The organism is Nonomuraea sp. NPDC049269, from assembly GCF_043197155.1.
Classification (GTDB): domain Bacteria; phylum Actinomycetota; class Actinomycetes; order Streptosporangiales; family Streptosporangiaceae; genus Nonomuraea.
This window is the reverse complement of the sequence record NZ_JBICSO010000007.1, coordinates 403,225-428,715: the sequence shown is the minus strand read 5'-3', so window position 1 is coordinate 428,715 and position 25,491 is coordinate 403,225. Positions and strand designations below refer to the sequence as shown.

Genomic DNA, 25,491 nt, shown 5'->3' with positions numbered 1-25,491 from the left:
CCTCGCCCACGCGCACCCTTTACGTCGCCCTACGCGCTTTCACGTCGCCTCCCGCGCACACTTCCCGGAGCACCCATGCCTGCCATCACGCCACGGGCCCTCGCCGGTGGTCTCGCTCTGCTGCTTCTCCCGCTGGCCGCGCTCCCATCGCCCGCCGCCGAATCGCCCGCCGCCGCGTCGCCGTCTCCGGCTGCCGCGTCGAAGCCGGGGGACGACCCGAGCGCGCCCGCCCGGCTCGCGGCCGAGCCGAGTGCGCCCGATGAGGCCTCCGCTCGGCTGTCCGCTCGGCTGAGCGGTCGGCGGGTGGAGGTCGCGGACGCCCGTACCGAGACCACCACCACCTACGCCAACCCGGACGGCACACTGACGGTCGACTCGTTCGCCGGTCCGGTCAGGTTCCGCCGCGACGGCCAGTGGGCGCCGGTGGACATCTCGCTCACCCAGGCACCGTCGGGCGAGATCGTGACCCGGGGCCACGGCCGGGCGCTCAGGCTCGGCCGCGGACGGCCCGGCGTGGCTCGGCAGGCGACCGGGGCGTCCGGGGCGGCCGATCTGATCACGATCGGCGAGGGCGCCACCAAGGTGACCTTGCAGTGGAAGGGCGCGCTGCCCACGCCACGCCTGTCCGGCGAGACAGCCACGTACCCGGACGTCATGCCGGGCGCCGACCTGGTCGTCACCGCCACCAGGACGGGCGCCGAGCAGTTCCTGCTGCTCAAGGCCCGCCCCGCCACCCCGCTCTCGTACACCCTGCGGCTCAGCGCGCCGGGTGTGCGGCCCCGCCAGGCTCCTGACGGCGGCGTCGAGCTGGTCGACGACCAGGGCAGGACGACCGCCACCATCCCGGCCCCCGTCATGTGGGACGCCACGGTGGATCCGGGCTCGGGCGACCACCTGCGCCGTGCGCCCGTCGCCATGAAGGTGTCCGGTCAGGACCTCGTCCTCACCCCCGACCCCGCCTTTCTCGGCGACCCGGCCACGAAATACCCCGTAACGGTCGATCCGTCGCTCAACCTCGGCCAGGTCTTCGACACGTTCGTGCAGGAGGGCTACGGCACCGACCAGTCGGGCGCGACCGAGCTCAAGATCGGCAATAACGGCAGCGGCCAGGTCGCCCGGTCGTTCATCACCTGGAAGACCCCCGGCATCACGGGAAAGAAGATCACCGCGGCGTCGCTGAAGCTCTGGAACTTCCACTCGTGGTCGTGCAACACCAGGTCATGGGAGGTGTGGTCGGCCAACCGGGCCTCGACGTCCTCGCGCTGGCCCGGCCCGGCGCTGGCCGACAAGTACGCCGCCTCCAGTGAGACCAAGGGCTGGGGCAGCGGCTGCGCCGACGGCTGGGTGAGCGCCAACGTCACCTCGCTGGTCCAGTACTGGGCCAACGAGGGGTGGAAGGAGTCCGGCATGGGCCTGCGGGCCGCCAGCGAGACCGACGAGTACGCCTGGAAGCGCTTCAACTCGGGCAACGCCTCGGCGCACCTGCCGTACATCTCGGTGACGTACAACTCCTACCCGAGCACCCCGGTCTCCACCTGGCTCTCCCCGTACGTCGACTACAACGGCACGAGCTGGACCAACACGCTCACCCCGCAACTACGCAACCACGTGCGCGATCCCGACGGCGGCAACGTACGCGGCCTGTTCGACGTGTACGCGGGCTCGACGCTGGTCATCGACAACCTCTATGGCGCGTACGTGGCCAGCAACGGCTTCTCCGGCGCGAACGTACCCGCCGGAAAGCTCGCCAACGGCAAGACCTACACGATCCGGTCGTGGGCCAACGACGGGTCGCTCAGCTCGAAGGCGTACCAGACGGCGACGTTCTCCGTGGACACCGTCAAACCGCCCGCGCCCTCGGTCACCTCGGCCGACTACCCGGCCGACGGCGGCCTGCACGGCGACGCCGACAAACCGGGCACCTTCACCTTCACGCCCGCGAACACCGACACCGGCTGGATCGCCTACCGGCTCGACGACGCGGCGGTCACGAAGGTGCTCACCACCGGCGCGGCGGTCTCCGCCAAGCTGACCCCGCCCACCGTGGGCGCCCACACCGTCAGCGTGTACACCCTGGACAAGGCCGGGAACGCCTCGCCGACCACCGTGTACGCCTTCAACGTCGGCTCGGGCGCGGCCGTGGCCACGCTCGACGCCCCGGAGGACGGCCTGCGGAGCACGGGCAAGGTCCCGCTCGCGGTGACCGGCATCGGCTTCACCCAGGCGAGGTTCCAGTACCGGCGGGCCGAGACTGACGAGTGGGCCGACCTCCCCGTGGCGAACGTGGTCACCGCCGACGGCAAGCCCCTGACGGCCTGGCCCGTGGCCGCGCCCAACAAGGTGTCCGGTCTGGTCTGGGACGCCGGAACCCAGCTGGGCGACGCCGCGGCGCAGGTGCGCGCGCTCGTCACCGGCACGGGGGGCACGCCGGTGGAGTCGTCGTTCGCGGAGATCGTCATCGACCGCCGCGCCACCAAGGCGGCGACCAGCGAGGTCGGCCCCGGCACGCTGAACCTGCTGACCGGCGACTACCGCCTCCAGACCACCGCGGGCGGCCCGTTCGGCCTGACCCTCACCCGGACGGCCACCTCCAGGAACCCCGGCTGGTCGCAGGGGATCGCCTCACTCGTGGAGACCTCGCCGAGCTCGGTCCAGGTGACCAGGGCCGACGGCACGCCGGTCCAGTTCACCAGGACCAAGGACGGATGGAAGCCGGAGCGCGGCGCCGAGGACCTGACGCTCACCGGCACGTACACGCTCACCGACTCGCGGGGCCAGACGACCACCTTCGCCAAGCAAGGGGACCGGTACCTGCCCACCGAGTACGCCTACGACCAGGACCGGCCGAAGTCGCTCACCCGATCCGGCCACACGCTCGACTTCGGCTACGGCGCCGATGGCCGTCTCAGCACCGTGTCCCTCCAGGGCGCCGTGATCACCCAGTACACCTACGACAGCGCCGGACGCCTCGCCGAGACCTGGGATCCGAGGATCACCCCCGTGCTGAAGACCGTCTACGGCTACGACAGCGCAGGTCGCGTCTCGACGCTCACCCCGCCGGGAGAGCTGCCGTGGACCTTCGGCTACGACGCCGACGGCCGACTGAAGACCGTCGCCCGCCCCACGCTCAAGCCGGGCACCACCGACCAGATCGCGGGCGAGGCCAAGAGCACCATCGTGTACGGGGTGCCGCTCGGCAAGGCGGCCGGCGGCCCGGCCGACCTGACGGCCACGGCCGTCGCGGCCTGGGGGCAGGCGGGCGTTCCCGTGACGGCCACGGCGGTGCACCCGCCGGGGTCGATGGCCCGGCCCACCGTGACGTACCTGGACGAATCTGGCCGGGCGGTCAACGTGCTGACCCCGGGCGGGCACCTGTCCGCCACCGACTACGACCGGTTCGGCCACGCGACGCGCGTGCTCACCGCCGCCAACAGGGAGCTGTCGCAGCGGCCGACGACCGACTACCGGCTCGCCGAGCTGGCCATCACCGGCTACAGCGCGGACGAGCGGGCAGACATGCTGTCCACCCGCTTGATCTACGACGCCTCGGGCCGCCGCGAGATCGAGGAGCTGAGCCCGGTCCACATCGTGAACCTGGAGTCCGACGTGGACGACCTGCCCGCCGGGTACGGCATCGGCGCCAGGACCCGCACCGTGAGCACGTACGACGAGGGCCGGCCGACCGGCGCGGCGGCCCGCGACCTGCCGACCACCGTAAAGACGGGCGCCGTGATCGTCGGGCGCGAGTCCAAGCCGGACGCGGACGTCAGGACCACCGCCATCACCTACGACTGGGCCACCGGGCGGCAGCTCAGGACGGTCCGCGACCCCGGCGGCAAGGCCGTCACCGCCGGCACCACCCCGCCCGTCCTCTACACGGCGACCGGCAGCGCCCCGTGCGGCGGACGGCCGGAGTGGGCGGGCCTGGTGTGCCAGGACGGCGGGCGGACGTACACCTACACCGCCGCCGGCCTGCCGAACACGGTGACCGAGGCAGGCACGGTCACCACCGTCAAGCGCGACCCGGCCGGTCGGCCCATCACGACCCAGACCGGTGCGGAGGCCGAGATCGGCATCGGCTACAGCCCGGCCACCGGCCGGCCCACCGAGCGGTGGCGCGGCACGGAGAAGATCGTGACGGCCTATGACCGGCTGGGCCGGGTCATCTCCCACACCGACGCGGACGGCGGCCAGACCCGCACCGAGTACGACGACCTCGACCGCCCGGCCAAGGTCGTGGACTCGGCCTCGTCCACCAGGGTCTACGCCTACGACCACACGGCCGAGCCGCGCGGCCTGCCCACCTCGGTCACCGACTCGGTCGCGGGCACCTTCACCGCCCGCTACGACGAGGAGGGCCGCCAGATCGAGGGCGACCTGCCGGGCGGGTTGCACCTGGTCTCCGCGTACGACGAACGCGGCCAGAACTACGCCCGGATCTACACCCGGGACGGGCTGGAAGGCCCGGTGATGGTCGACCAGATCGGCCGGAACGTCCACGGCCAGGAACTGCTGCGCATGCGCAGCGACACCATGTCCGACCGGCAGCTCGGCTACGACAAGGCGGGGCAGCTCGCCTCGGTGCTGGAGATCGCCTTCCCGCTGTGCACGCTGCGCCGTTACGGCTACGACGGCGCGGGCAACCGGGTCCGGCTGGCCGTGCAGGCGTCGGAGGAGGACTGCCCGGTGGCCGACGACTCGGCCGCGAGCATCACGACGTACGCCTACACCTCCGACGGCAGGCTGACCGGGGACGGCTACGGCTACGACCCGGCGGGCCGCACCACCTCGCTGCCGGGTGGGCGGACCATCGGCTACTTCGCCGACGGGATGCCGGCCAAGCAGACCTCCGGCCAGCGGAGCCTGACCTGGACGCGCGATCCTGCCGGCCGGATCAGGTCGGAGACCACCGAGGCGGGCGCGGTCACCGTCCACCACTACGCCGCGGGCGGTGACCAGCCCTCCTGGGTCACCGATAACGGCGCGGTCGTCCGGCACGTGGCCGGCGTCGGCGGCGAGCTGGCCGCGCTCACGGGCGCGACCGGGTCGGTACGCCTCCAACTGCTCACCGTCGGCGGGGACGTGGGCACTGAGCTGGACCTCGACAGCGGCCTGGCCACCGTGGTCGGGTACGACGAGTTCGGCGTGGCCTCCGAGCCGCGCCGCTACGGCTGGCTGGGCGGCGCGTTCCACCCGACCACGCTGGACGGGACGGTCCTGGTGTCGGGCCGCCTGTACGACCCGTCGCTCGGCCGCTTCCTCCAACGGCCCTACTGAACTGCTGATCACCCTGGCCGCGTCGTTCGCGGCCAGGGTCGTGGCCGTGTCACTCGTGGCGGCCTCGGGTGATCGCTCTCGCCAGGGCTCTCACCCACCCCTCCGACGATCGCCGAGGCCTGCCGGCCAGCATCCCCGTGGGCGTCCCCGGCCGTCCCGACAGGCCGGCCGCGAGCAGCCAAGGGGGAACGCCGCCACCGTCTTCGCGTGGATTCATCCCTGTTCTCCTCTATATCGGGTGATTTCCACGGTAGGTCGAAGCGGATTGGCTACCCTGGCCAATTAGATGCCGAAGAACCAGACCAATGCCGCATGGGACACGCTGCTGGACCTCGACGCGCAGCCGGCGGGGCCCCTGCATGACCGCCTGCGCAGGGCGCTGCGGTCCGCGATCGTCAGCGGCCGGATCGCCGCCGGCAGCGCGCTGCCGCCCAGCCGCACGCTGGCGGCCGACCTGGGCTGCTCGCGCTGGGTGGTCACCGAGGCGTACGCGCAACTGGCAGCCGAGGGCTACCTCGAAGCCCGCGCCGGCTCAGCCACACGAGTCCGCGCCGGGGTGGCAGGCCCGGCCACGGGGGCGCGGCGTGGAGTTGTCGGCCCGCCTACGGGGGCACGCCCCGGAGCCAGAAACGCGCCCACGGGCGTGTGGCCTGATGTTGTCGGCTCGCCCACGGAGGCGTCGGCCAGGGCGAGCACGACGGGGGCCGGGCCGGTCGGTTCGCCCGCGGAGGGGCGGCGTGGAGTTGGCGGCCCGCCGTCCACCCGCCTGGCTTCGCCGTCCGCGCATGCGCGGTTCGACTTCACGCCCGGTATGCCCGATCTGCGGGCGTTTCCGCGTAAACGTTGGGCGGACGCCGTACGGGAGGCGGGCAGGCAGTCCCCGTTCACCGATCTCGGCTACCTGGAACACGCCGGGCACCAGCGACTGCGGGAGACCCTCGCCGGATATCTGACGCGCTCGCGCGGTGCCGCCATCGCGGCCGAGGACCTGACGGTCTGCGCGGGGACCACCGACGGCCTGGCCCGGATCGCCCGCGCCCTGCGCGAACACGGCCACACCCACCTGGCCGTGGAGGACCCCGGCTGGACCTGGACCCGCGAGGCAGTCGTGGACGCCGGGCTGGTCGCCGTCCCCATCGGCGTCGACGGGGACGGGCTCCGCGTCGATCTCCTGCGCGACCAGCCATGGATCAGGGCCGCGATCGTGGCCCCGGCACACCAGTTCCCCACCGGTACGGTTCTGGCGCCCGCGCGGCGGGCCGAGCTCATCCGGTGGGCGCATGACGTCGACGGCATCCTCCTGGAAGAGGACAAGGACGCCGACTACCGCTACGACCGCCGCCCGGTCGCCGCGATCCAGGGCATGGCGCCCTCGCGGACGGCCTTGCTCGGCTCGGTCAGCAAGACGCTGTCACCGGCTCTGCGCATCGGCTGGTTCGCCACGCCGCCACGCTGGACACCGGCCGTCGCGGTGGCCAACCCGCTGGCCCTGCCGCCGCCCGTACTCGATCAGCTGGCTTTCGCCTGGTTCCTGGACGACGGCGGCTACGACCGTCACCTGCGGGCCTGCCGGCGGCGCTACCGGGCCCGCCGTGACGCCCTGGTCGGCGAGCTGGCCCGCCGGCTGCCGGGAGCCCGGGTCTCCGGTGCCGCGGCCGGCCTCCACCTGCTGCTCCACCTCGACGGCGTCCGGGCCACCGAGGTCGTCGCCGCCGCGGCCCGCGACGGGGTCAGCGTCGACGCCGTCGGCAACTACACCTCGGAGGCGGGGGCCGGAGATTCGACGCTGATCCTCGGATACGGGAACCTCGCCGACAGCGTCGTGGCCGAGGCCGTCTCCCGCCTGGCCGACGCGATCGAGAGAGCGAACCTCCCCTAGAACCGATGGGGAACGTCAGGGGGTGAGCAGGGTCTTGATGGCCCGGCGCTCGTCCATGGCCCGGTACCCCTCGGCGGCCTCCTCCAGCGGCAGGGTGAGGTCGAAGACCTTGCCGGGGTTGATCTTCCGTTCCCAGATCAGGTCGATCAGCTCGGGCAGGTACTCGCGTACCGGGGCCGGGCCGCCGAGCAGATTGACCTGGGCGAAGAAGAGTTCCTCCCCGCTGAGGGCGACGTCGTGGTTGACGCCCACGAAGCCGACGTTGCCACCGGGGCGGGTGGAGCGGATGGCCTGCTGCATCGACTCCTGGGTGCCGACCGCCTCGACGACCGAGTGGGCGCCCAGCCCGCCGGTCAGTTCCTTGACCTTGGCCACGCCGTCGTCGCCTCGCTCGGTGACGATGTCGGTGGCGCCGAACTCCCGGGCCAGCTTCTGGCGCGTCTCGTGGCGGCTCATGGCGATGATCTGCTCGGCGCCCAGTTGCTTGGCGGCCAGTACGGCCAGCAGGCCGACCGCGCCGTCGCCGACGACCGCGACCCTCTTGCCGGGGCCGGCCTGCGCGGCCACCGCGCCGAACCAGCCGGTGCCCAGCACGTCGGAGGCGGCCAGGAGGCTGGGGATCAGCTCCGCGTCGGGCATGCCCGGGGTGGCCACGAGCGTGCCGTCGGCGTTCGGGATCAGGGCCCGTTCCGCCTGGGTGCCGACCTCGTTCATGAACACGCGGTGGACGCAGGAGGAGGGGTAGCCCGCGCGGCAGATCTCGCAGGTGCCGTCGGAGGCGACGAACGAGCCGACGACGAACTGGCCGGGCTTGACGTTCCTGACCTCGCCGCCGACCTCCTCGACGATCCCGACGTACTCGTGTCCCATCGGTGTGGGCTGGTCGACGGCGTCCACACCGCGGTAGGGCCACAGGTCCGAGCCGCAGACACAGGTCGCCGACAGCCGGATGATCGCATCCGTCGGGGCGGTGATCTTGGGTCCGTCGAGCTCCTCCACCCGGACATCGCCGGGGGCGTGCATCACTACACCACGCATATCGCTCACTCCTTGAGCCTGTTGTCCAGAATCTGTGGTTCTCAGCGGGCGGCAAGCTGGCCACTACCTATGAAAAGCGCTGGTCAGGCAACTAGGAAGGTAATGGTGAAAGGTGTACTAACAGGGCACCCCTCCCAGGTGGAAGGCCGCATAACCTGAGGAGGATGGACAATCGCAGCGAGATCCGTGAGTTCCTGACCTCTCGCCGGGCCAAGATCAGCCCGCATCAGGCCGGGCTACCCTCCTACGGAACCCGCCGGGTCCCCGGCCTGCGCCGCACCGAGGTCGCCCAACTGGCCGGAGTGAGCGTGGAGTACTACTCCCGCCTGGAACGCGGCGACCTTTCCGGGGTCTCCGACCAGGTCCTGGACGCCCTGGCCCGCGCGCTGCGGCTGAACGACGCCGAACGCACCCACCTGGAGGACCTGGCCCGCGCCGCCGGCCCGCGCCGCCGACGCCGCCCCACCCCCAACCAGGTCCGGCCCTCGGTGCAGCGGCTGCTGGACTCCATGACCGGCGCACCGGCGTTCGTCATGAACGGCCGCGGCGACGTCCTGGCCGCCAACGCCCTCGGCCGCGCCCTGTACGCGCCCATGTTCGACGCCGCCCGAGGCGCCACTCCCAACCACGCTCGCTTCATCTTCCTCGACGCCCGGTCCCACCTGTTCTGGGGCGACTGGGAACGCGCCGCCGACGACACCGTCGCCCTCCTGCACGGCCAAGCAGGCCGTGACCCATACGACAAAGACCTCACCGACCTGGTCGGTGAGCTGTCCACCCAGAGCGAGGACTTCCGTACCCGCTGGGCCCGTCACGACGTCCGCCAGCACCACCTCGGAGCCAAGCCCTTCCTCCACCCCGTCGTCGGCGACCTCCACCTCACCTACGAATCCATGGACCTGCCCGCCGACGGCCTCACCCTCGTGGCCTACGGGACCGAGCCCGCAAGCGACTCCGAAGACAAACTCCGGCTCCTGGCCAGCTGGGCCGCCACCCTCGACACGGCCGGCCCTCAACAGGAACAATCCCCGCCCACCCGGCGCGGCTGAGACACCAGCTCGTACGTACCGGCTCGATCAAACTGACGGCTCGTTCGAGGAAGGATGTGCGAGCCGGACGCCCCAGACTCAAGACCTCACGCTCGCCCCGCGCGTTTCGGTCGAACGCGAGCTGGACGCACCGGGGCGTCAGGGGCGCAGGGGACGTGACGAGCGGTGGGCCGTACCGGTTCCATAGGGGCACCGGGCGTGTCTGGGGGCATTAACGTGACACGCCCATCGGCCCCGCAGGGCGCGATGGGCGGTTGAAGGGTGACCGCCTTGGGGCGGTCACCTTCGGGTCAGCTGCTTACCGCGACCGGTTCGGCGTCGGTGCTGGCCGCCTGTGGCTTGACGGCGCTGCGCAGCGGGACCTGGCGGATGAACAGCGCGACCACGATGCCGACGGCGGCCACGACCGCGCCCCAGGTGAACAGGGCGGTGACGCCGTTGGTGACGGCCTGCTCGAACAGCTTCTGGACCGATTCGGGGAGGCTGCGGAGCAACTGCGGGGTCATCCTGGTGGCGGAGGCCGCGACGGCGGGGGTTCCGGTGAGGGTGTCGGCCAGGTGGCTGGTGTAGACGGCGCCGAGGAGCGAGACGCCGAGCGAGCTGCCCATGTTGCGGAGGAAGGTCGACACGCCGGTGCCCGCGCCCATGTCGCGCAGATCGAGGCTGTTCTGCGCGATGAGGGTGCTGGTCTGCATCATCGCGCCCATGCCGGCGCCGAGGAGCACCATGTAGATGCCGGACACGAAGGTGGAGGTGTCGACGTCCATGGTGGCGAAGAGCGCCAGGCCGACGGTGACCAGGATGGAGCCGATGACCGGCAGCGACTTGTAGTGCCCGGTCTTGCTGATCAGCTGACCGGCGCTCAGGCTGACGACCATCGCGGCGATCATCATCGGCATCAGCAGCAGGCCGCTGTTGGTGGCGGAGGAGCCCTGGACGAACTGCTGGAACTGCGGCAGGAAGCCCATGGCGCCGAACATCGCGAACCCCGAGATGAAGGAGACCCCGCCGGACAGCGAGAAGTTGGCGCTCTTGAAGACCCGCAGCGGCATGATCGGCTCGGCCACGCGCCGCTCGACCATGATGAAGGCGACGAACCCCACCACCGCCACCGCTATCAGCCCGAGGATCTGCGCCGAACCCCACTCGTACTGGGTGCCGCCCCAGCTGGTGACGAGCACCAGCGCGGTGATCCAGATCGTCAGCAGCCCGGTGCCCCACCAGTCGATCACGGCCTTGCCGGTGCCCTTGGGCAGCTTGGCCAGGGTGATCCAGCACAGGATCAGGGTGACCGCGCCGAGCGGCAGGTTGACGTAGAAGGCCCAGCGCCAGCTGAGGTTGTCGGTGATGAAACCGCCGATGAGCGGGCCGCCGATCATGGCGACCGGCATGACGGCCATCATCACGCCCTGGTACTTGCTGCGGTCGCGCGGCGGGATCATCTCACCGATGATCGACAGCACGCCGACCATCAGCCCGCCCGCGCCCAGGCCCTGGATGGCGCGGAAGGCGACCAGTTGCGCCATGTCCTGGGACACCCCGCACAGCGCGGAGCCGATCAGGAAGATGGCCACGGCGGCGGTGAAGATGATGCGGCGGCCGTACAGGTCGCCGAGCTTGCCCCAGATCGGCGTGGCCACGGTGGAGGCCAGGACATAGCCGGTGGTCACCCAGGCCAGGTGATTGAGGCCGCCCAGCTCGCCTACGATCGTGGGCAGGGCCGGGGCGACGATCATGTTGTCCAGCATCGCCAGCAGCATGGCGACGACCAGCCCGCTCATCGTCACCAGGATCTGGCGGTGACTGAACCCCAGTCCGACCTGCTCCTCCGCCCTTGGTGGGTTATCTGCGCTGTCCTTGGCCATCACGGGCGCTCCTGCCGATCCATAGAACTTACCTGTCGGTCGGCAAGCGTACTTGCTAGCCGACCGGTAAGCAACTGGTATAGACTCTGAAGAGCTTGAGCAGAGGAAACGCGATGACGAAGACCGATCAGGTGCCAGGCACGCGGCGTAAGGGCAGCCAGACGCGGGCCGACATCCAGGAGGCCGCGCTGTCCTTGTTCACCGAGCGCGGCTATGACGCCACCTCGATGCGCGAAATCGCCGAACAGCTGGGGATCACCAAGGCCGCGCTCTACTACCACTTCGACAGCAAAGAGGCCGTCATCCGCAGCCTCTTCACCGACCACCTGCGCGCGCTCGAAGACCTTCTCGACTGGGCCGCCGCACAGCCGCGCTCCCCGCAACTCGCCTCCGAACTCCTGGGCCGGTGGCTCACCCTGAGCGGGCAGCGGGGGTTGAAGACGATGCGGTTCGCCGCCGCCAACCACACCGCGCTGAAGGCGGTCGTACCGCCGGGCCAGGGCAGTGCGATGGAGCGAATCGACCAGGCCACCCGGATCATCCTGGGCCCCGACGCTCCGCTGCAGGATCAGCTGCGCGTCCGGATGGCCCTGCTCAGCGTGCACAGCACCGTACTGGCCGCCCAGGGCACCAGGGCCGAGAACGCCGACATCCTCACCGCCTCGATACGAGCGGCGACGCTCCTGGTCAGTGACCTGTTCCCGGCTCCGGAGATCCCCATCGTCGAGTGAGGCGAGGTCGGGGGAGTGGACGGCCCGTCGGGTGGGCGGGCATGAGGTCAGGGGGCCGCGACCGCTCGTAGGGTGGCCGGGCCGAGGAGTGGGTTCAGTTCGTCCGCCTGGGACTGGCCGGGCGGGGTGATCACGTCCATGGCCTTGGGGACGGCGCCCGGGTCGAAGGAGCACAGGGCATTGGTCCCGCCGGGGGCGCACACGCCGAACTGGTACGGCTGGGGAGTGGCGGCGAAGCCCCTGGCCTGGTCGGAGCTGAATCCGTCCTGACCGGTGAGCACCACCGCGAAGCGCCAGCGGGGCCCCGGCGTGCCGAAGACCGCCTTGGGCACGGCGATCGTGATCGTCCGTGTGGTGCCGGAGCCGCGGACGGCGGCGCCGGACAGGGCGGTGCCGGCGGCCGTCACCCAGACCGGGGCGCCGAAGCCCTGCGCCTCGATCCGCTGCGACCACGCGTCCTGCTCGGCGATGCGGTAGTTGCGCTGCGGGAACGCCGGATCGGTCGAGCGCGTGGCCACGGCGGGGTCCTGTACGTACACATCGAGGAGCTGGGCGCCGATCTGGTTGCCGAAGGTGGGGGTGAGGTCGCGGATCTCGGCCCGCAGGTAGACGGTGCTCGCGTCCATGATCACCTGGAACCTGCGCAGGTCGAAGGCGCCCGCGTGGAAGTCGGCGGCCGTCGGATAGGCGTAGGTCCCCGGCCCGTTGTCGTCGCCGTCGGGATCGGTGACGTCGAGCACGGTCGCGGCACCGGTGATGTCGCCGACGACCGAGCGCCGGGCGTACCCGGTGCGGCCGTCGGAGGTGGTGGCGGTCACGGTGAGCACGACCTCGCCGAACGAGACCGGTGCCCGCGCGGTGAAGCCGCCGTCGGCCCCGGCCCGTACCGAGACGACCTCGGTGGCGGTGCCGATGTCGATGGGCGTGGCCGCGACGTCGACACGCGCGCCGGACGCGGTCGTCCCCTCGACCGTGACCGACGTCCCGGCGACCGTGCTGCCCTCTGCGGGGGCGGTGACCGTGAGTGGCGCTGTGGCGGGCATCCCGTGGGCGGCGTAGCGGCGGCGTACCAGCTCGGGCTGTTCGGCCGGGCGGCCGGTGGCGAGGGAGAGGATCAGCCGGACCTCCTGGGCCTGTGCCCAGGTCAGCGGGGAGGCCGAGCCGGCGGGCTCGCCGTCGCGGAAGCCGATCGAGGCGGTGGCCGGGTCGGTGCCGTACGGCGCGGCGGCCAGGTCCGGGTTCTCCCACGCCTGTTCGGGGACCAGGCCGGTGCCCGAGGACATGGCCCGCATCGCCGCCAGCAGGGCGGCCGCCGTACGGGTGTCGCCGGTCTGCAACGCCTGCTCGGCGCGTTCGCCGGACAGGACCGGCCAGAGGTGGCCCGAGCCGGTGTTCGCGGTGGGCCAGGGGCGGCCCGACGGTGCGCAGGAGGTGGGGTCGGGTTCGTGGCAGTCGCCGTAGCCGTCCTCGGTGCCCTCGGTGTCGGAGCCGTAGCGGTACCAGCCCTGGCCGTTCGGAGTCGTACGCCCGATCACCCGGTCCACCACGGGCAGGCTGGCCAGGACGTCGGGGTCGGTGGCGGGCAGGATGCCGAGCCGGGTCAGCTCCAGGAATCCCGCGTCCACCACCCGGCGCTGGTCCTCCGTCGGGCCGCCGTTGCCGAGGTTGTACGGGGACGCGGCGTCCGGGTCGCCGGTGCGCGACAGGCGCAGGAAGTAGCGGGGGGCGTACGGGCCGGTGGTGGTGACCGTCCAGCTCTTGACCGAGCGGGCGAAGTGGTCGGCGGTGGCGCGGTAGAGGCGGGCCCGGCCCTGGTCGTCCTGCCCGGCGGCGATCTCCCCGGCCGCGACCAGGCCGGCGATCTCGGCCGCGATCGTGGACGGCGAGTAACCCTGCTGCTCTTCCCAGCGTTCGACGCCGAACGCGGGCCCGTGCGCCACGAGGAAGTCCGCGGCCTCGCGCACGTGTTCCCACAGCTCCGCGCCGACTCCGGACTGGTGGGCCATGAGGATCGGGTAGGCGGTCTCGTCGAGCTGGTCGCCGCCCGAGTCGGGGGCGAGCCGGCCGTTCAGCAGGGAGTTGCGCGGCAGGCGGCCGTCGGGCAGTTGCTGGCGTTGCAGCAGGAAGCGGGCCGTGGCGCGGGCGGTCGCCAGGTCGCCGTCGGTGAGGAACCCGGTGAACGCCTCGTACAGGTCGCGGGCGAACACCTCGCGGTAGGACCCGAAGTAGACCGCCTTGCCGCCGACCTTCTCGCCCGCGCCGACCGCCTGGCCCCACGGGCTGGCGAGCGACGCGACGACGGCTCCGGGGAAGGTCTTGTCCTCGCTTGCCTTCAGTACGCTGGCCGAGAGCCGGTAGGCGTCGGCCAGCGCGGCGGGCGGCTTGCGCAGCCCGGCGTCGTAGGCGGCCCAACCCGCCTCGTACCGGGTCCGGGTGGTCTCGAACGGCCGGGCGGCGGCCTCGCCCGCGGTCCGCAACGCGGCGCCCGCCGTACGGCCGAAGCCGAGCGCGAAGGTCACCTCGCCCGAGCCGTCGAGGGGCAGCCGGGCGGTGGCCACCACGTTGCCGTCGGGGGCGGTCGTGCTGGGGGTCAGTGTGTGGTCGGCGTCCAGTTGCGCGGCGCCGTCGCTCGGCGTGCCCGCATAGCCCACAGTGGCCTGCGGCAGCCGCCGCTCCGCCCGCAGCGCCAGGTGGGTGGGCACGGCGTAGTCGCGGGCGGGGGCGGAGGTCTCGGTGTTGGCGTCGGAGATGACCGGGGCGCCGGTCGGCCCGTCCACCACGCCGCTGTCGGCACCGCCGTTCGGTGCGCCGCCGCCTCCGTTGCCGTTGACGCTCGCGTCCAGCCGTACGTACAGCCGCAGTCCGGGCGGCTGGAGCCGGGTCCTGACCACCACCGCGTCGCTGCCCGGATCGGTGAGGTAGGTCGTGGTCAGGCGGTAGCGGCCGCTCTTGCTGGAGGAGGTGATCGTGCAGGTCATGCCGGAGCGGTCGGTGGTCACCTTGTAGGTGGTGTCCCGGGACTGCAGCTCGGTGAACGTCCTGCCGTCGGTGACGGCGAACTGCATCGTCTCGACGTTGGTGTTGTCGATGGTCGGCTCATAGACGTCGGACAGGACGCCGCCCGCGACCGTGTACCAGACCTTGGACGCCCGGCCCGCCGCCGTCCCCACGCAGTCCTTGCGCGCGAGCCCGAAGTGAGAGGGCGCGCCGGGGGCGGGCACCCTGGCCTGCGCGGGCAGGGCGGGCAGCCCGGCCAGCGCGGCGGAGACGGCCAGAGTGAGCGCGAACCATCGAACCGTGGCCATGCCGTGCCCCCTCGGGTCCGCCCTTTTCCTCGCAGAGTTGCAGAGAAGACCAGGCCCGGTTGGCTGTCAACCCCGACCCGCGGTGAGGCGGCGAAGGACATACTCGATCGGGCCGTAACGGTGACGGCGGAGCCACCACCAGCTCAGCCCGAGCAGGACCGCGTAGATCACCGCGGCCACGCCCATCACGGCGAGAGGCGACAGCCTGCCCGCCAGGGCCAGCCCGTAGCCGGTGAAGACCAGGCAGCAGAGCGCCGACTGCCCGAGGTAGTTGGACGCCGCCACCCGCCCGGCCGGTGCCAGCGCGCGGCCGGCCGCGGGGAAGCGCTTGATGACCTGGAGCAGGGTGACCACGTAGGCGGCGGTCAGCAGCACCGAGGTCACGTTGTTCAGGGCCAGCGCGGCCAGCTCCAACGCGCCTTCCCCGGAGGCGGACGCCCAGGTGAAGACCGCCGCGGCGGGCAGGCCGACGCCGAAGCCCACCCACTGCACGCGCGGCACGTAGCGGGCCCAGCGCTCCGGCTCCTCGAACAACCGTGATCTGCCCGCCGCCAGCCCGAACAGGAACAGCGCCAGCGCCATCGGCCCCTGCCCGATCCACACCATCGCGGCCACCGCCGGGTACGTCTGCGCCTGGAAGGTCAGGAAGCCCAGCGGCCCTTCGGTGACCAGCGCCTGCGCCTGTGCCGCCGCGGCCGGATCCGCCGCCGCCGCGCCGCCCGCCGGGTCGAGCAGGGTCAGCCCGGCCAGCAGCAGCCAGATCACCGACATGACGCCGATGACGGCGCAGCCGGTGATCACCGCCTTCCTGGGCGAGATGTTGCGCATGGCCAGCAGGATCAGCCCGAGCGTGGCGTACAGCGTGAGGATGTCGCCGATCCACAGCAGGAACCCGTGCAGGACCCCGATCACGAAGAGACCGAGACAGCGCCGCAGCATCCTGGCCTTGACGTTCACCCCGTCGCGCGTCTGGAGCGTGAAGGAGTAGCCGAACAGGAAGGAGAAGAGAATGTAGAACTTCGTCAGCACCAGCGTGCTGACGAGGTACGCGACCGGCCCCTCCGGGATGGGCATCGTGCCGGTCCCGACCGCGTAGCCGGGGTCGGCGAAGAACCCGATGTTCGCCACCAGGATGCCCGCCAGCGCGAACCCCCGCATGGCGTCGATCTCGTGCACGCGCCGTGAGCTCGGCGCCTCAGCCAGTGTCATGATCCTGACGCTAAGGACGCCGAGCTCTCCGGCACATCGATCCTTGGCAGCCCTCGGGCCGACCAAAGTCGCTAGTTCACGGTCACGGTGTGCAGCAGGCTGTTGAGGCCGGTGGCGGCCTCCCAGACGTTCTCGTTGGCCAGCCGGATCGAGTACTCGGGCCGGGAGGACAGCTGCGGGTCGGGCAGGTCGAGCAGCAGCGCGTAGGTGCCCGCCGGCATGCTCGACGGCAGCGTCACGCTCTGGTCGATCGTCGCCGTGCCGCCCGCGAGCCAGAGGCGGGGGTTGGCGTTGAGCGGGAAGCGGTACACGGCCGAGGTGGCCGTGTTGCGCAGGACCAGCGCGACGTTACGCGGGTTGAAGGGCGCGGCCCAGCCGTCGTTCCTGACCGTGACGCGCACCGGCAGCGCGCCGCCATGGGTCGCCGTGCTCGGGTACGTGCCGCTCTGCAGGGCGAAGCGGTAGCCGAGGCGGCGGGTGATCTCGGCCAGGCAGCCGCCGCTGTTCCAGCCGCTGATGACGTCGGGGTGGTAGTCGGTGTTCAGGTACGACCAGTGGAACATGCCCATCTCGCTCATGGCGGTGGGGCAGCTCGACCTCGGCGGGTTGGCGCCGCAGGTCTCCCCGCCCATCGGCAGGTACGCGGTCTCGGCCTGGAGGTAGGGGTATTCGACGGCGGTGTTCTCGTAGGTGCCGTAGTCGTCGGGGCTGGCCAGGAAGCAGTCGTTGTGGTGGCCGACCCTGGCCTGCGCCGAGCCGTTGTACGCCTGGGCGGGCGTCAGCGCGGTGGTGCCGTACATGGTGCGCTTGATCTTGGGCGTGCGGACCTGGATCATCCGCGACGACGGCAGGACGCTGAGGATCTTGTCGGTCACCGCCTTGCGGTTGGCCCAGTCGGCGGCGGTGATCGTGCCCTCGTTGCCGAAGTTCTGGGTGTAGTACCACTCGCCCCAGGCGCCGATGAACCCGGCCTGGACCACCTCGATCACGTCGCTGTTGGCGCTGAGGTAGGGCGCCAGTTGGTCGAGGTGGGCCAGCATCCGGGCCTTGGTGGTGTCGTCGCCGGTGGTGGAGACGGTGTAGGCGAACCGGACGATGGCCTTGAGCCCGGCGGCCCGCACGGTGGCGAGCTGGTTCTGGAAGCGGGTGAGCGCGGCCTGGCTGATCGCGCTGGTCTTGAACTCGGCGAGGTAGAACACGCACATCACGAGCGAGATGTTCTGCGAGGTGCGGTAGCCCTGGAGGGTGGCGAGCGAGAAGTCGTTCTTGTCGCAGTCGCCGGTGTGGTGGTAGAAGCCGCGCTCGGGGTTGGGGAAGGCGGCGCTCGACTGGGTGTAGGTCACCGTGGCGCCGCTCGTGCCGCCGCTGTAGACGTGGGTGTACTTGGCGGAGCTCTCCAGCGGCGCCTCGGCCTGGAAGATCAGGTCGGCGTCGTTGGGGGTGGCGGTCTCGCCGAGGTCCGCGCGGGCCACCGTCCAGCGGGCGGTGCCGGACGCGTTGGAGAAGGTGACGCTCTTGACCAGCGTCCAGCTCCAGCCGCCGCCGTTGTGGCGGTACAGGCCGGCGTTCTCCAGCAGGTAGTCGGCGCCGATGCCGCCCTGGGCGAACCCGGTGGCGGCGTTGCGGTCGGTGTCGATGTACGTCCTGAGGTAGGCGGGCGTTCCGGTGTAGCCGAACTGGTAGGTCACGTTGGTGGCGTCGTTGGTGGCCGACGGGCCGGTGATGGTGGCGTACGCGGGCGGTGCGACGAAGATCGCCGCGCATATGAAGAGCAGGGCGGCTAACAAGCGGGACATGGGGGGCTCCTCTCGGCGGGCTCAGCCCTTGATGCCGGTGTGGGCGATGCCCTGGATGAACTGGCGTTGCAGGAAGACGAAGACGGCGATGACCGGCAGGGAGGCGAGCAGCGAACCCGCCATGAGCACCGGATAGTTGGTCTGGAACTGCCCCTGCAGCGCGGTCAGTCCGGCCGACAGCGTCATCTGCTCGGGATCGGTGTTGACCACCAGCGGCCAGAACAGGTCGTTCCACGACCACAGCAACACCAGGACACCCAGGGCGACCAGCCCCGGCCTGGCCAGCGGCAGCATGATCGACCAGTAGATCCGCAGCGGCCCCGCGCCGTCCAGCCGGGCCGCCTCCTCCAGCTCGCGGGGCAGGCCGAGGAAGAACTGGCGCAGCAGGAAGACCCCGAACGCGCTGAACAGGCCGGGGACGATGAGCGCCTGCAGGCTGTTCAGCCAGCCCAGCGACGACATGATCTGGTACTGCGGGATGATGAACAGCTGCGGCGGCACCATCAGCACCGACAGGAAGACCCCGAACAGCAGCCTCTTGCCGGGGAAGCGGAGCCGGGCGAAGGCGTAGGCGGCCATGGAGCACAGCAGCACCTGGCCCACGGTCCGCCCGGCGGCCATCAGCACCGTGTTGAGGAACTGGTGGCCGAAGGGCAGCAGCCCGAACACCTGGCCGTAGTTCTCCCAGTGGCCGCCGGGCAGCACCGACGGCGGGACCTTGGTGGCCTCGCTGAGCGTCTTGAGCGAGGTGATGATCTGCCAGGCGAACGGCGCCACCATCGCCAGCGACGCGGCGACCAGCACCGCGTGCAGCCCGAGACGGCGCCCGCCGGTCGTGGGGGCCTCAGCCATAGTGCACCCACCTTCGCTGGAGCCTGAACTGGAACGCGGTCAAAGCGATGATCAGCATGAGCAGCGCCATCACGATCGCCGCCGCGTAGCCGCGGTCGTTGGTGACGAAGGCCCGCTCGTAGAAGAGCTGGACCACCGTCTCCAGACGCGGGAAGGCCGGATTGGACCGGGCCGACGACCCCGAGCCGCTCATCACGTACACCAGGTCGAACAGCTGCAGCGAGCCGATCACCGAGACCACCGACACGAAGAACGCCGTCGGCGACAACAGCGGCAGCGTGACCTTGAAGAACTGCCGGACCGGGCCCGCGCCGTCGATCGCCGCCGCCTCGTAGTACTCCTTGGGGATCGCCTGCATGCCGGCCAGGAAGATGATCAGGTTGTAGCCGACGCTGCTCCAGATCCCGACCACGACCAGGGCGGGAAGGGCGGTGGCCGGGTCGGCGATCCAGTTGGGGCCGTCGATGCCGACCAGCGACAGCACCTGGTTGATCAGGCCGTAGTCGCCGTTGTAGAGCCACCGCCACACCATGGCGATGGCGACCGGCATGGTGACGACCGGCAGGAAGAACATCGTGCGGTAGACGCCCACCCCGCGCAGCCCCTTGGTGTTGAGCAGCGCGGCGAAGACGATGGCCAGCGGGATCGCCAGCAGCCCGAGCACGGTGTAGGTCAGCGTGTTGACCAGCGCCTGGCCCATCTCGGGGTCCACGGCCAGGCGCAGGTAGTTCTCCAGTCCGGTCCAGGTGTGGCCGCCGAAGGCGCCCCACTCGGTGAAGGAGAAGTAGGCGGTCTGCAGGACCGGCCAGAGGTAGAAGACGGCCAGGCCCAGCCCGACCGGGGCGATGAACGCGTACCCCCACAAGGCCTCGACCGCGCGGTCCTTGCGGCGCGGGCGGTGCCGGGCCGGCGCCGCCTTCGTCGCGCTTCGGCGGGTGGTGAGCGTCATGTCATTCCTTGGCGAGCAGGGCGTTCATCGCCGTCGCCAGCTCGGCGGCCGCCTTCTCCACCGGCTCCTCGCCGGTCCAGGCCTTGGTGAGGTACGTCAGCTCCGCCTCGTTCCAGGCGGCGGTGTTCTTGGAGACCGGGAACGGCGCCGCGTAGGCCACCGCGTCGAGGAAGGTCTGCAGCTTGAACTCGGGATGGGCGGCCACCCACGCGCTCTGGGTGCCGTTGTACGCCGGGATCGGCCCCTTCTTGCCGAGAAGGTCGGCGGCCTGCTTGGAGCCGAGGAACTTGACGAACTCCCAGGCCTGCGCCGGGTGCTCGGTCTTGGCCGACACGACGTTGGCCACCCCGTGGATGATCGTGGCCTGCTTTTCACCCTTGGGCAGCGGCGCCACGTCCACCTTGTCCTTGGTGTAGTCGTTGGCGGCGAACTCCGAGACGTTCCACGAACCGCCCCAGTACATGGCGATCTTGCCGGCCTCGAACAGTTGCAGCGGGAACGTGTCGGTCATGGTCTTCAGGTCGGGGGACTGCTTGTTCTTGATCAGGTCGGTCCAGAAACGCAGGCCCTCGATCGTCTGCGGGTTGTCGTAGCCGGACTTCCTGCCGTCCGGGGAGATCACGAACCCGCCCGCCTGATCGATGGTGTTGTACTGGTATTCCTGGAAACTCGTCAGCTGGGCGGCGGTGCCGTAGACACCCTTGGCCGGGTCGCTCAGCTTGGCCGCCGCCTGCTTGAAGTCGCTCCACGTCCAGCCGTCGGCCGGGTAGGGCACCTTCTTGGCGTCGAAGAGCGTCTTGTTGTACCAGACGCCGATCGTGTCCATGTCCTTCGGCAGCCCGAAGTGCTTGCCGTCGAAGGTGTACAGGTCGACCAGCGGCTTGGGATAGACCGACAGGTCCACCTTGTCCTTGGTGATCTCCTCCTCCAGCGGGCGGATCACGCCGTTGGAGGCGTAGAGCTGGAAGTTGGGGCCGTTCATCCAGAAGACGTCGGGCGCCGCGCCGCCCGTGGCCGCCGCCTTGAGCTTGGTCCAGTAGCCCTCCCAGGGGGTGAGCTGGACGTTCACGGTGATGTTCGGGTGGGTGGCGGTGAACGCCTTGCCCAGCTCCTCCATCACCGGTTTCTGGTTGTTGTCCCACATCGCGTACGACAACGTGACCTTCTCCTGGCCGGCCGGGGCAGCCGGTTCATCACCGCCCGCCGAGCAGGCGGAGACGGCGAGCACCACCCCGAACACAGCCGCGCCGAGCCGCGCCGACTTCCGCATCCTGGACCTCCCTGACGAGCGAGGCGCATCCGGCGCCACGGTCTCGAACTTGTGGATAATCATGGAGCCCATGGAAATTAAGTCAAGCATCGATTCGATTACGGCACGCTCAGCCTCGGGAGAAGCGGTCCGGTGAGGCGAGCTGGCCACCGCCCCTGAGCGCCTGCTCGACGTGGTCGAGCGCCAGCCGGACGGCGCCGAGCGCCACCCCCTCGTCGGCGAAGGCGGACACCCTGACCTCGGGAGTGCGGATGCACCAGCGGTCCAGCTCGCGGCGGAGCGGCTCCACGATCAGGTCGGCCGACCTGGAGAAACCGCCGCCGACCACGACCAGTTCGGGGTCGAGGGTGAGCACCAGGGCCGAGGCGCCGACCGCCAGGTCCTTGACGTAGCGGCGGACGGCCGAGGCGGCCCGGCGGTCGCCGTTCCTGGCGGCGGAGAACAGGTCGGCGGCGATCGAGTCGGGATCCCCGGCCACCTCGGACGGCTGGCCCGGCCACGACTTGAGCTGGTCCTGCGCGCGGATCCAGCCAGCGACCGGCAGCGCGCCGATCTCCCCGGCGGCGTTCCCGAACCCCCGGTGCAGCTTGCCGTCGATGATCAGCCCGGTGCCGGTACGGAGCCCGGCCAGCAGGAACACCACGTCCTTGGCGTACCGCGCCACCCCACGCCAGGACTCCGCGAGCGCGGCCAGCTTGCAGTCGTTCTCGACCAGGATAGGCCCGGCCACGATCCGCCCCAGGTGGGCGGCCAGGTCGACGCCGGTCCACTCGGGCAGCGCGTTCGAGAGCATGACCCGCCCGGTCCCGTCGACCAGTCCGGTGGTGGCCACCCCGGTCGCCCACATATCGGACGCGGCCACACCCGCCCCGGCCAGGCAGCCGTTGACGGCCTGGTCCACCGCGGCCAGCCGCTCCCGGCGCCCCATCGCCGGGGTGACCGAAACCCTGCTGCTGTGCCGCGGCTCGCCGTCCAGATCGGCCACCACCGCCAGGATCTTGTGGCCGCCGATGTCGACGCCGAGGACGTGGCCCGCGTCCGCGCGGAAGCGATAACGCCTGGCCGGACGGCCGACCGTGCCGGTGGTCGGCTCCGTCTCCGCCACCCAGCCGCGCTCCAGCAGCTCGCGCACCACGTCCTCGGTGGAGGCGCGGGACAGCCCGGTGCGCCGGGAGAGCTCGGTCACGGTGAGCGCCGGCTCGCCGCGTAGCGTCCGGATCGCGGCCAGCGCGTTGAGCTGGCGGAGCCGGGAGAGATCCCCTCCGCCCAGATCTTCGGCCACCACACCCCCTTGAGGTCTGCCCCCTCACCACTAATAATGAGGGGCTCCATGTTAATTTCGGGAAAGGATCCCATGTCTGGGGTGACTCTAGCCCTCGTGGGCGCCGGGCTGCGCGGGCAGTCGTACGCGCGCCACGCGACGGTGGCCGGCCTGGGGCGCGTGACCGCGGTGGCCGAGCCGGACCCGTACCGGCGCGAATCGGCCGCGGCGGAATTCGGGGTCGCGCCGGACATGGTCTACTCCGACTGGACGCAGCTCGCGGCGGCCGGCCGGGTCGCCGACGCGGCGATCATCGCCACCCAGGACCACCTGCACATGAGCCCGGCCGTACGGATGGCCGACCTGGGTTACCACATCCTCCTGGAGAAGCCGATGGCGCCCAGCGAGCAGGAGGCCACCGCCATCGCCGACGCGGCGAAACGCAACAAGATCATGCTGGCCGTGTGCCACGTGCTGCGCTACACCCCGTACACCAGGACGCTGAAGCGACTGCTCGACGGCGGCCGCATCGGCCGGCTCGTCAGCGTCCAGCATCTCGAACCGGTGGGCTGGTGGCACCACGCGCATTCGTTCGTCCGCGGCCACTGGCGCCGTGAGGACACCTCGGCCCCGATGCTGCTGACCAAGTCGTGCCACGACATCGACTGGCTGATCCACCTGTTCGGCCGGATCCCGGCCAAGGTCAGCTCGTTCGGCAACCTGACCCACTTCCGCGCCTCCGAACGCCCGGAGGGCGCGGCGGACCGCTGCACCGACTGCCCGCTGGAGCCGAGCTGCCCCTACTCGGCCAAACGGCTGTATCTCGGCTGCCTCGGCGACCCGGACAGCGAGTTCTGGCCGCTGTCGGCGGTCACGCAGGCCCGCACCGAGGAAGGCGTGCTCCAGGCGCTGCGCACCGGGCCCTATGGTCGTTGCGTGTACGCGTGCGACAACGACGTGGTCGATCACCAGGTGGTCAACATGGAGTTCCCCGACGGGGCGACGTGCTCGTTCACGATGAGCGCGTTCACGCCGATGGGGCACCGGCGTACGCGGCTGCTGGGCACGCACGGCTACATCGACGGCGACGGCCGTACGCTGCGCCTGACCGACTTCCGTACCGGCCGCGAAGAGGTCGTCGACACCCACGAGGGCGCGGGGCCGTCGGCGGGGGACGGGCACGCGGGCGGGGACGAGGCGCTCACGGACGCCTTCCTCGCCGCGGTCGCCACGGGCGACCCGGCGCTGCTCTACTCCGACGCCGCCGAGAGCCTCGCGACCCACCGCGTCGTGTGGGCCGCGGAACGCGCCAGAGCCACGGACGCGGTCGTTCACCTGGGGTAGCGATTGTCCAAGTGATAACTGTCACTGATCGGCCGAGCAGCAAGTCAGCCGCCCGAAATCCAGACGTGTGGCGACATCGAATAGGGGGTGACCTTTCTGGGGAGGAAATGATGCGCGCTGTAGAGCCTCTGCGCTCGGGTGATCCACGCCGGCTCGGCGTCTATCAGGTGATCGGCCGGATCGGCAGGGGCGGGCAGGGGGAGGTGTACCTGGCCGAAGGGCCGGCCGGGGAACGCGTCGCGGCCAAACTGCTGAACGCCGGCTCGTGGGACGACGAGCGCGCGCAGCGCATGTTCATGCGCGAGGTGGCGCTGGCCAAACAGGTGGCCCGATTCTGTACGGCCCAGGTGGTGGACGCCGGCATGCTGGGCGGCCAGCCGTACCTGATCAGCGAGTTCATCGACGGCCCCTCCTTGGCCGAAAGGGTGGCGAAGGACGGACCCGTCAGCGGGAGCACGCTGGAACGCCTCGCGATCGGGATGGCCACCGCCCTGACCGCCATTCATCAGGCCGGCATCGTGCACCGCGACCTCAAGCCGGGCAACGTGCTGATCGGCCCCGACGGGCCGCGCGTCATCGACTTCGGCATCGCCCGTGAGGCGGACACCACGGCCACGGCGACCAGCCAGATCATGGGCACCCCTGCGTACATCTCGCCGGAGCAGCTCGCGGGCTCGCCCGCGGGCGCCCCGTCCGACGTCTTCGCGTGGGGGGTGACGATCGCGTTCGCGGCCCTGGGCAAGGCGCCGTTCGGGCAGGACTCGATCCCCGCGGTGATCAACCGCGTGCTGAACGAGACCCCCGACCTGTCCCCGATCCAGTCGCCGCTGCGCGATCTGGTGGACAGATGCCTGGCCAAGGACCCGGCGTCGCGGCCCACGGCACAGGAACTCCTGCTGACACTGCTCGGCGGCCGGTCGGTCGATCTCCAGGCCGCCGCCGAGCTCGACCCGCCCACCGTCCCGCCCACCGAGCCGTCCGGCGGTGCCCGGCCGAGGCGCCGCGTGGCGCTCACCGTGGCGGCGGCCCTGCTGGTCGGCGCCGGCGCGGGCGCGGCGGCCGTCCGGCCGTGGGCGCCGAAGACGGTGAGCGCGGACACCCGGACCAGCACGGTCGTCTCCACCCGCTCCTCGGCGAGCGCATCCCCGACCACGGCCGGAACGACGGCGACCCGCCCTACCGCGAGCGGCCCGACTACGAGCAGCCCGGCCGTCACCAGCACGGCGGCGACCAACCTGACGGCGACCAGCCCGACCGCCGGTCCGGCCGCTGGTCCGACGGTGCCGGTCGTGACTGGGCTGCGTGAGAAGGACGCGACGGCCAAGCTCCAGCAGGCCGGGCTGACGATCGGAAAACTCACCCTGGACTGCTCCACGAGCGGCACCCCCGGCCGCGTCCTGCGCACAGCCGTCCGGCCCGGCACGAGCACGGTCGACCTGGTGATGAGCGCGGCCCGCGCCCGCGTGCCCGACGCCCGCGGCTGGCCGCTCGACCAGGGCAAGGCGGCCGTGGAGAAGGCGGGCTTCACGGTGAAGGTCGGCTACCGGAAGGGCCGCGACTGGATCGGCAAGGTGGCGGCCCTCAGCCCGCCCGCCGGAGCGTCCGCGTGCACCGGCACAGAGGTGGAGATGGCGATCGGCGTCAAATGACCGGCTCCGCGGGGTTT

General features: G+C 71.1%; 15 protein-coding genes. 6 read left to right on the top strand and 9 right to left on the bottom strand.

The window, feature by feature from the left end:
- The first annotated feature begins 75 nt into the window (after window positions 1-75).
- Both ACGFNP_RS37520 and ACGFNP_RS37515 read left to right on the top strand, forming a co-directional pair.
- Window positions 76-5,277 carry a DNRLRE domain-containing protein gene (locus ACGFNP_RS37520; RefSeq protein WP_393326909.1) on the top strand — a complete coding sequence of 1,734 codons (5,202 nt, stop codon included), beginning with the start codon at window positions 76-78 and terminating at the stop codon, window positions 5,275-5,277.
- A gap of 286 nt (window positions 5,278-5,563) precedes the next feature.
- On the top strand, window positions 5,564-7,156 hold the full coding sequence (locus ACGFNP_RS37515) for a PLP-dependent aminotransferase family protein (RefSeq protein ID WP_393326907.1): 1,593 nt from the start codon (window positions 5,564-5,566) through the stop codon (window positions 7,154-7,156).
- A 15-nt stretch (window positions 7,157-7,171) separates the two neighbouring features.
- Here ACGFNP_RS37515 and ACGFNP_RS37510 read toward each other — a convergent pair whose 3' ends face one another.
- Window positions 7,172-8,194 (bottom strand): zinc-dependent alcohol dehydrogenase family protein, encoded by a 1,023-nt coding sequence (locus tag ACGFNP_RS37510; RefSeq protein WP_358317820.1) that lies wholly within the window; start codon window positions 8,192-8,194, stop codon window positions 7,172-7,174.
- A 164-nt stretch (window positions 8,195-8,358) separates the two neighbouring features.
- Between ACGFNP_RS37510 and ACGFNP_RS37505 the strand changes: the two genes are divergently transcribed.
- A complete protein-coding gene (locus tag ACGFNP_RS37505; protein WP_358317821.1) occupies window positions 8,359-9,243 on the top strand; it encodes a helix-turn-helix transcriptional regulator in 885 nt (294 codons plus the stop codon).
- Window positions 9,244-9,533: 290 nt separating this feature from the next.
- Here the strand turns inward: ACGFNP_RS37505 and ACGFNP_RS37500 are convergent, their stop codons facing one another.
- Window positions 9,534-11,108: an MDR family MFS transporter gene (locus ACGFNP_RS37500; RefSeq protein ID WP_358317822.1), complete on the bottom strand. Its 1,575-nt coding sequence runs from the start codon at window positions 11,106-11,108 to the stop codon at window positions 9,534-9,536.
- Window positions 11,109-11,221: 113 nt separating this feature from the next.
- Between ACGFNP_RS37500 and ACGFNP_RS37495 the strand changes: the two genes are divergently transcribed.
- Window positions 11,222-11,839, top strand: coding sequence for a TetR/AcrR family transcriptional regulator (locus ACGFNP_RS37495; protein ID WP_393326903.1), 618 nt, complete (start codon window positions 11,222-11,224; stop codon window positions 11,837-11,839).
- 47 nt (window positions 11,840-11,886) lie between these two features.
- Here the strand turns inward: ACGFNP_RS37495 and ACGFNP_RS37490 are convergent, their stop codons facing one another.
- The 7 genes from ACGFNP_RS37490 to ACGFNP_RS37460 form a co-directional block, all read right to left on the bottom strand.
- Window positions 11,887-15,144, bottom strand: a complete 3,258-nt coding sequence (locus ACGFNP_RS37490) for a glucodextranase DOMON-like domain-containing protein (RefSeq protein ID WP_393326900.1) — start codon at window positions 15,142-15,144, stop codon at window positions 11,887-11,889.
- 66 nt (window positions 15,145-15,210) lie between these two features.
- A complete protein-coding gene (locus ACGFNP_RS37485; RefSeq protein WP_358317825.1) occupies window positions 15,211-16,353 on the bottom strand; it encodes a DUF418 domain-containing protein in 1,143 nt (380 codons plus the stop codon).
- 71 nt (window positions 16,354-16,424) lie between these two features.
- Window positions 16,425-18,149 (bottom strand): DUF4832 domain-containing protein, encoded by a 1,725-nt coding sequence (locus ACGFNP_RS37480; protein WP_393326897.1) that lies wholly within the window; start codon window positions 18,147-18,149, stop codon window positions 16,425-16,427.
- Window positions 18,150-18,170: 21 nt separating this feature from the next.
- The gene (locus tag ACGFNP_RS37475; protein WP_358317828.1) at window positions 18,171-19,001 is read right to left on the bottom strand and encodes a carbohydrate ABC transporter permease; all 831 of its coding nucleotides are present in this window, start codon (window positions 18,999-19,001) and stop codon (window positions 18,171-18,173) included.
- On the bottom strand, window positions 18,994-19,950 hold the full coding sequence (locus ACGFNP_RS37470; RefSeq protein WP_393326894.1) for a carbohydrate ABC transporter permease: 957 nt from the start codon (window positions 19,948-19,950) through the stop codon (window positions 18,994-18,996). Before ACGFNP_RS37470 ends, ACGFNP_RS37475 begins: the two co-directional genes overlap by 8 nt.
- A gap of 1 nt (window position 19,951) precedes the next feature.
- A complete protein-coding gene (locus ACGFNP_RS37465) occupies window positions 19,952-21,220 on the bottom strand; it encodes an ABC transporter substrate-binding protein (RefSeq protein ID WP_393326891.1) in 1,269 nt (422 codons plus the stop codon).
- Between the two features lie 109 nt (window positions 21,221-21,329).
- Window positions 21,330-22,502, bottom strand: coding sequence for an ROK family transcriptional regulator (locus ACGFNP_RS37460; RefSeq protein ID WP_393326888.1), 1,173 nt, complete (start codon window positions 22,500-22,502; stop codon window positions 21,330-21,332).
- Window positions 22,503-22,574: 72 nt separating this feature from the next.
- Here ACGFNP_RS37460 and ACGFNP_RS37455 point away from each other — a divergent pair, with 72 nt between their 5' ends.
- A complete protein-coding gene (locus ACGFNP_RS37455) occupies window positions 22,575-23,825 on the top strand; it encodes a Gfo/Idh/MocA family oxidoreductase (protein ID WP_358317832.1) in 1,251 nt (416 codons plus the stop codon).
- A gap of 110 nt (window positions 23,826-23,935) precedes the next feature.
- Window positions 23,936-25,474, top strand: coding sequence for a protein kinase (locus ACGFNP_RS37450; RefSeq protein ID WP_393326885.1), 1,539 nt, complete (start codon window positions 23,936-23,938; stop codon window positions 25,472-25,474).
- Window positions 25,475-25,491 lie beyond the last annotated feature (17 nt).

Bases quoted from the DNA above. Each gene is read 5' to 3' on its own strand.
- ACGFNP_RS37455 (WP_358317832.1), top strand. From the start codon at position 22,575: ATGTCTGGGGTGACTCTAGCCCTCGTGGGCGCCGGGCTGCGCGGGCAG.
- ACGFNP_RS37495 (WP_393326903.1), top strand. From the start codon at position 11,222: ATGACGAAGACCGATCAGGTGCCAGGCACGCGGCGTAAGGGCAGCCAG.
- ACGFNP_RS37480 (WP_393326897.1), bottom strand. From the start codon at position 18,149: ATGTCCCGCTTGTTAGCCGCCCTGCTCTTCATATGCGCGGCGATCTTC.
- ACGFNP_RS37500 (WP_358317822.1), bottom strand. From the start codon at position 11,108: ATGGCCAAGGACAGCGCAGATAACCCACCAAGGGCGGAGGAGCAGGTC.
- ACGFNP_RS37465 (WP_393326891.1), bottom strand. From the start codon at position 21,220: ATGCGGAAGTCGGCGCGGCTCGGCGCGGCTGTGTTCGGGGTGGTGCTC.
- ACGFNP_RS37520 (WP_393326909.1), top strand. From the start codon at position 76: ATGCCTGCCATCACGCCACGGGCCCTCGCCGGTGGTCTCGCTCTGCTG.
- ACGFNP_RS37485 (WP_358317825.1), bottom strand. From the start codon at position 16,353: ATGACACTGGCTGAGGCGCCGAGCTCACGGCGCGTGCACGAGATCGAC.
- ACGFNP_RS37475 (WP_358317828.1), bottom strand. From the start codon at position 19,001: ATGGCTGAGGCCCCCACGACCGGCGGGCGCCGTCTCGGGCTGCACGCG.
- ACGFNP_RS37450 (WP_393326885.1), top strand. From the start codon at position 23,936: ATGCGCGCTGTAGAGCCTCTGCGCTCGGGTGATCCACGCCGGCTCGGC.
- ACGFNP_RS37505 (WP_358317821.1), top strand. From the start codon at position 8,359: ATGGACAATCGCAGCGAGATCCGTGAGTTCCTGACCTCTCGCCGGGCC.
- ACGFNP_RS37510 (WP_358317820.1), bottom strand. From the start codon at position 8,194: ATGCGTGGTGTAGTGATGCACGCCCCCGGCGATGTCCGGGTGGAGGAG.
- ACGFNP_RS37470 (WP_393326894.1), bottom strand. From the start codon at position 19,950: ATGACGCTCACCACCCGCCGAAGCGCGACGAAGGCGGCGCCGGCCCGG.
- ACGFNP_RS37490 (WP_393326900.1), bottom strand. From the start codon at position 15,144: ATGGCCACGGTTCGATGGTTCGCGCTCACTCTGGCCGTCTCCGCCGCG.
- ACGFNP_RS37515 (WP_393326907.1), top strand. From the start codon at position 5,564: ATGCCGAAGAACCAGACCAATGCCGCATGGGACACGCTGCTGGACCTC.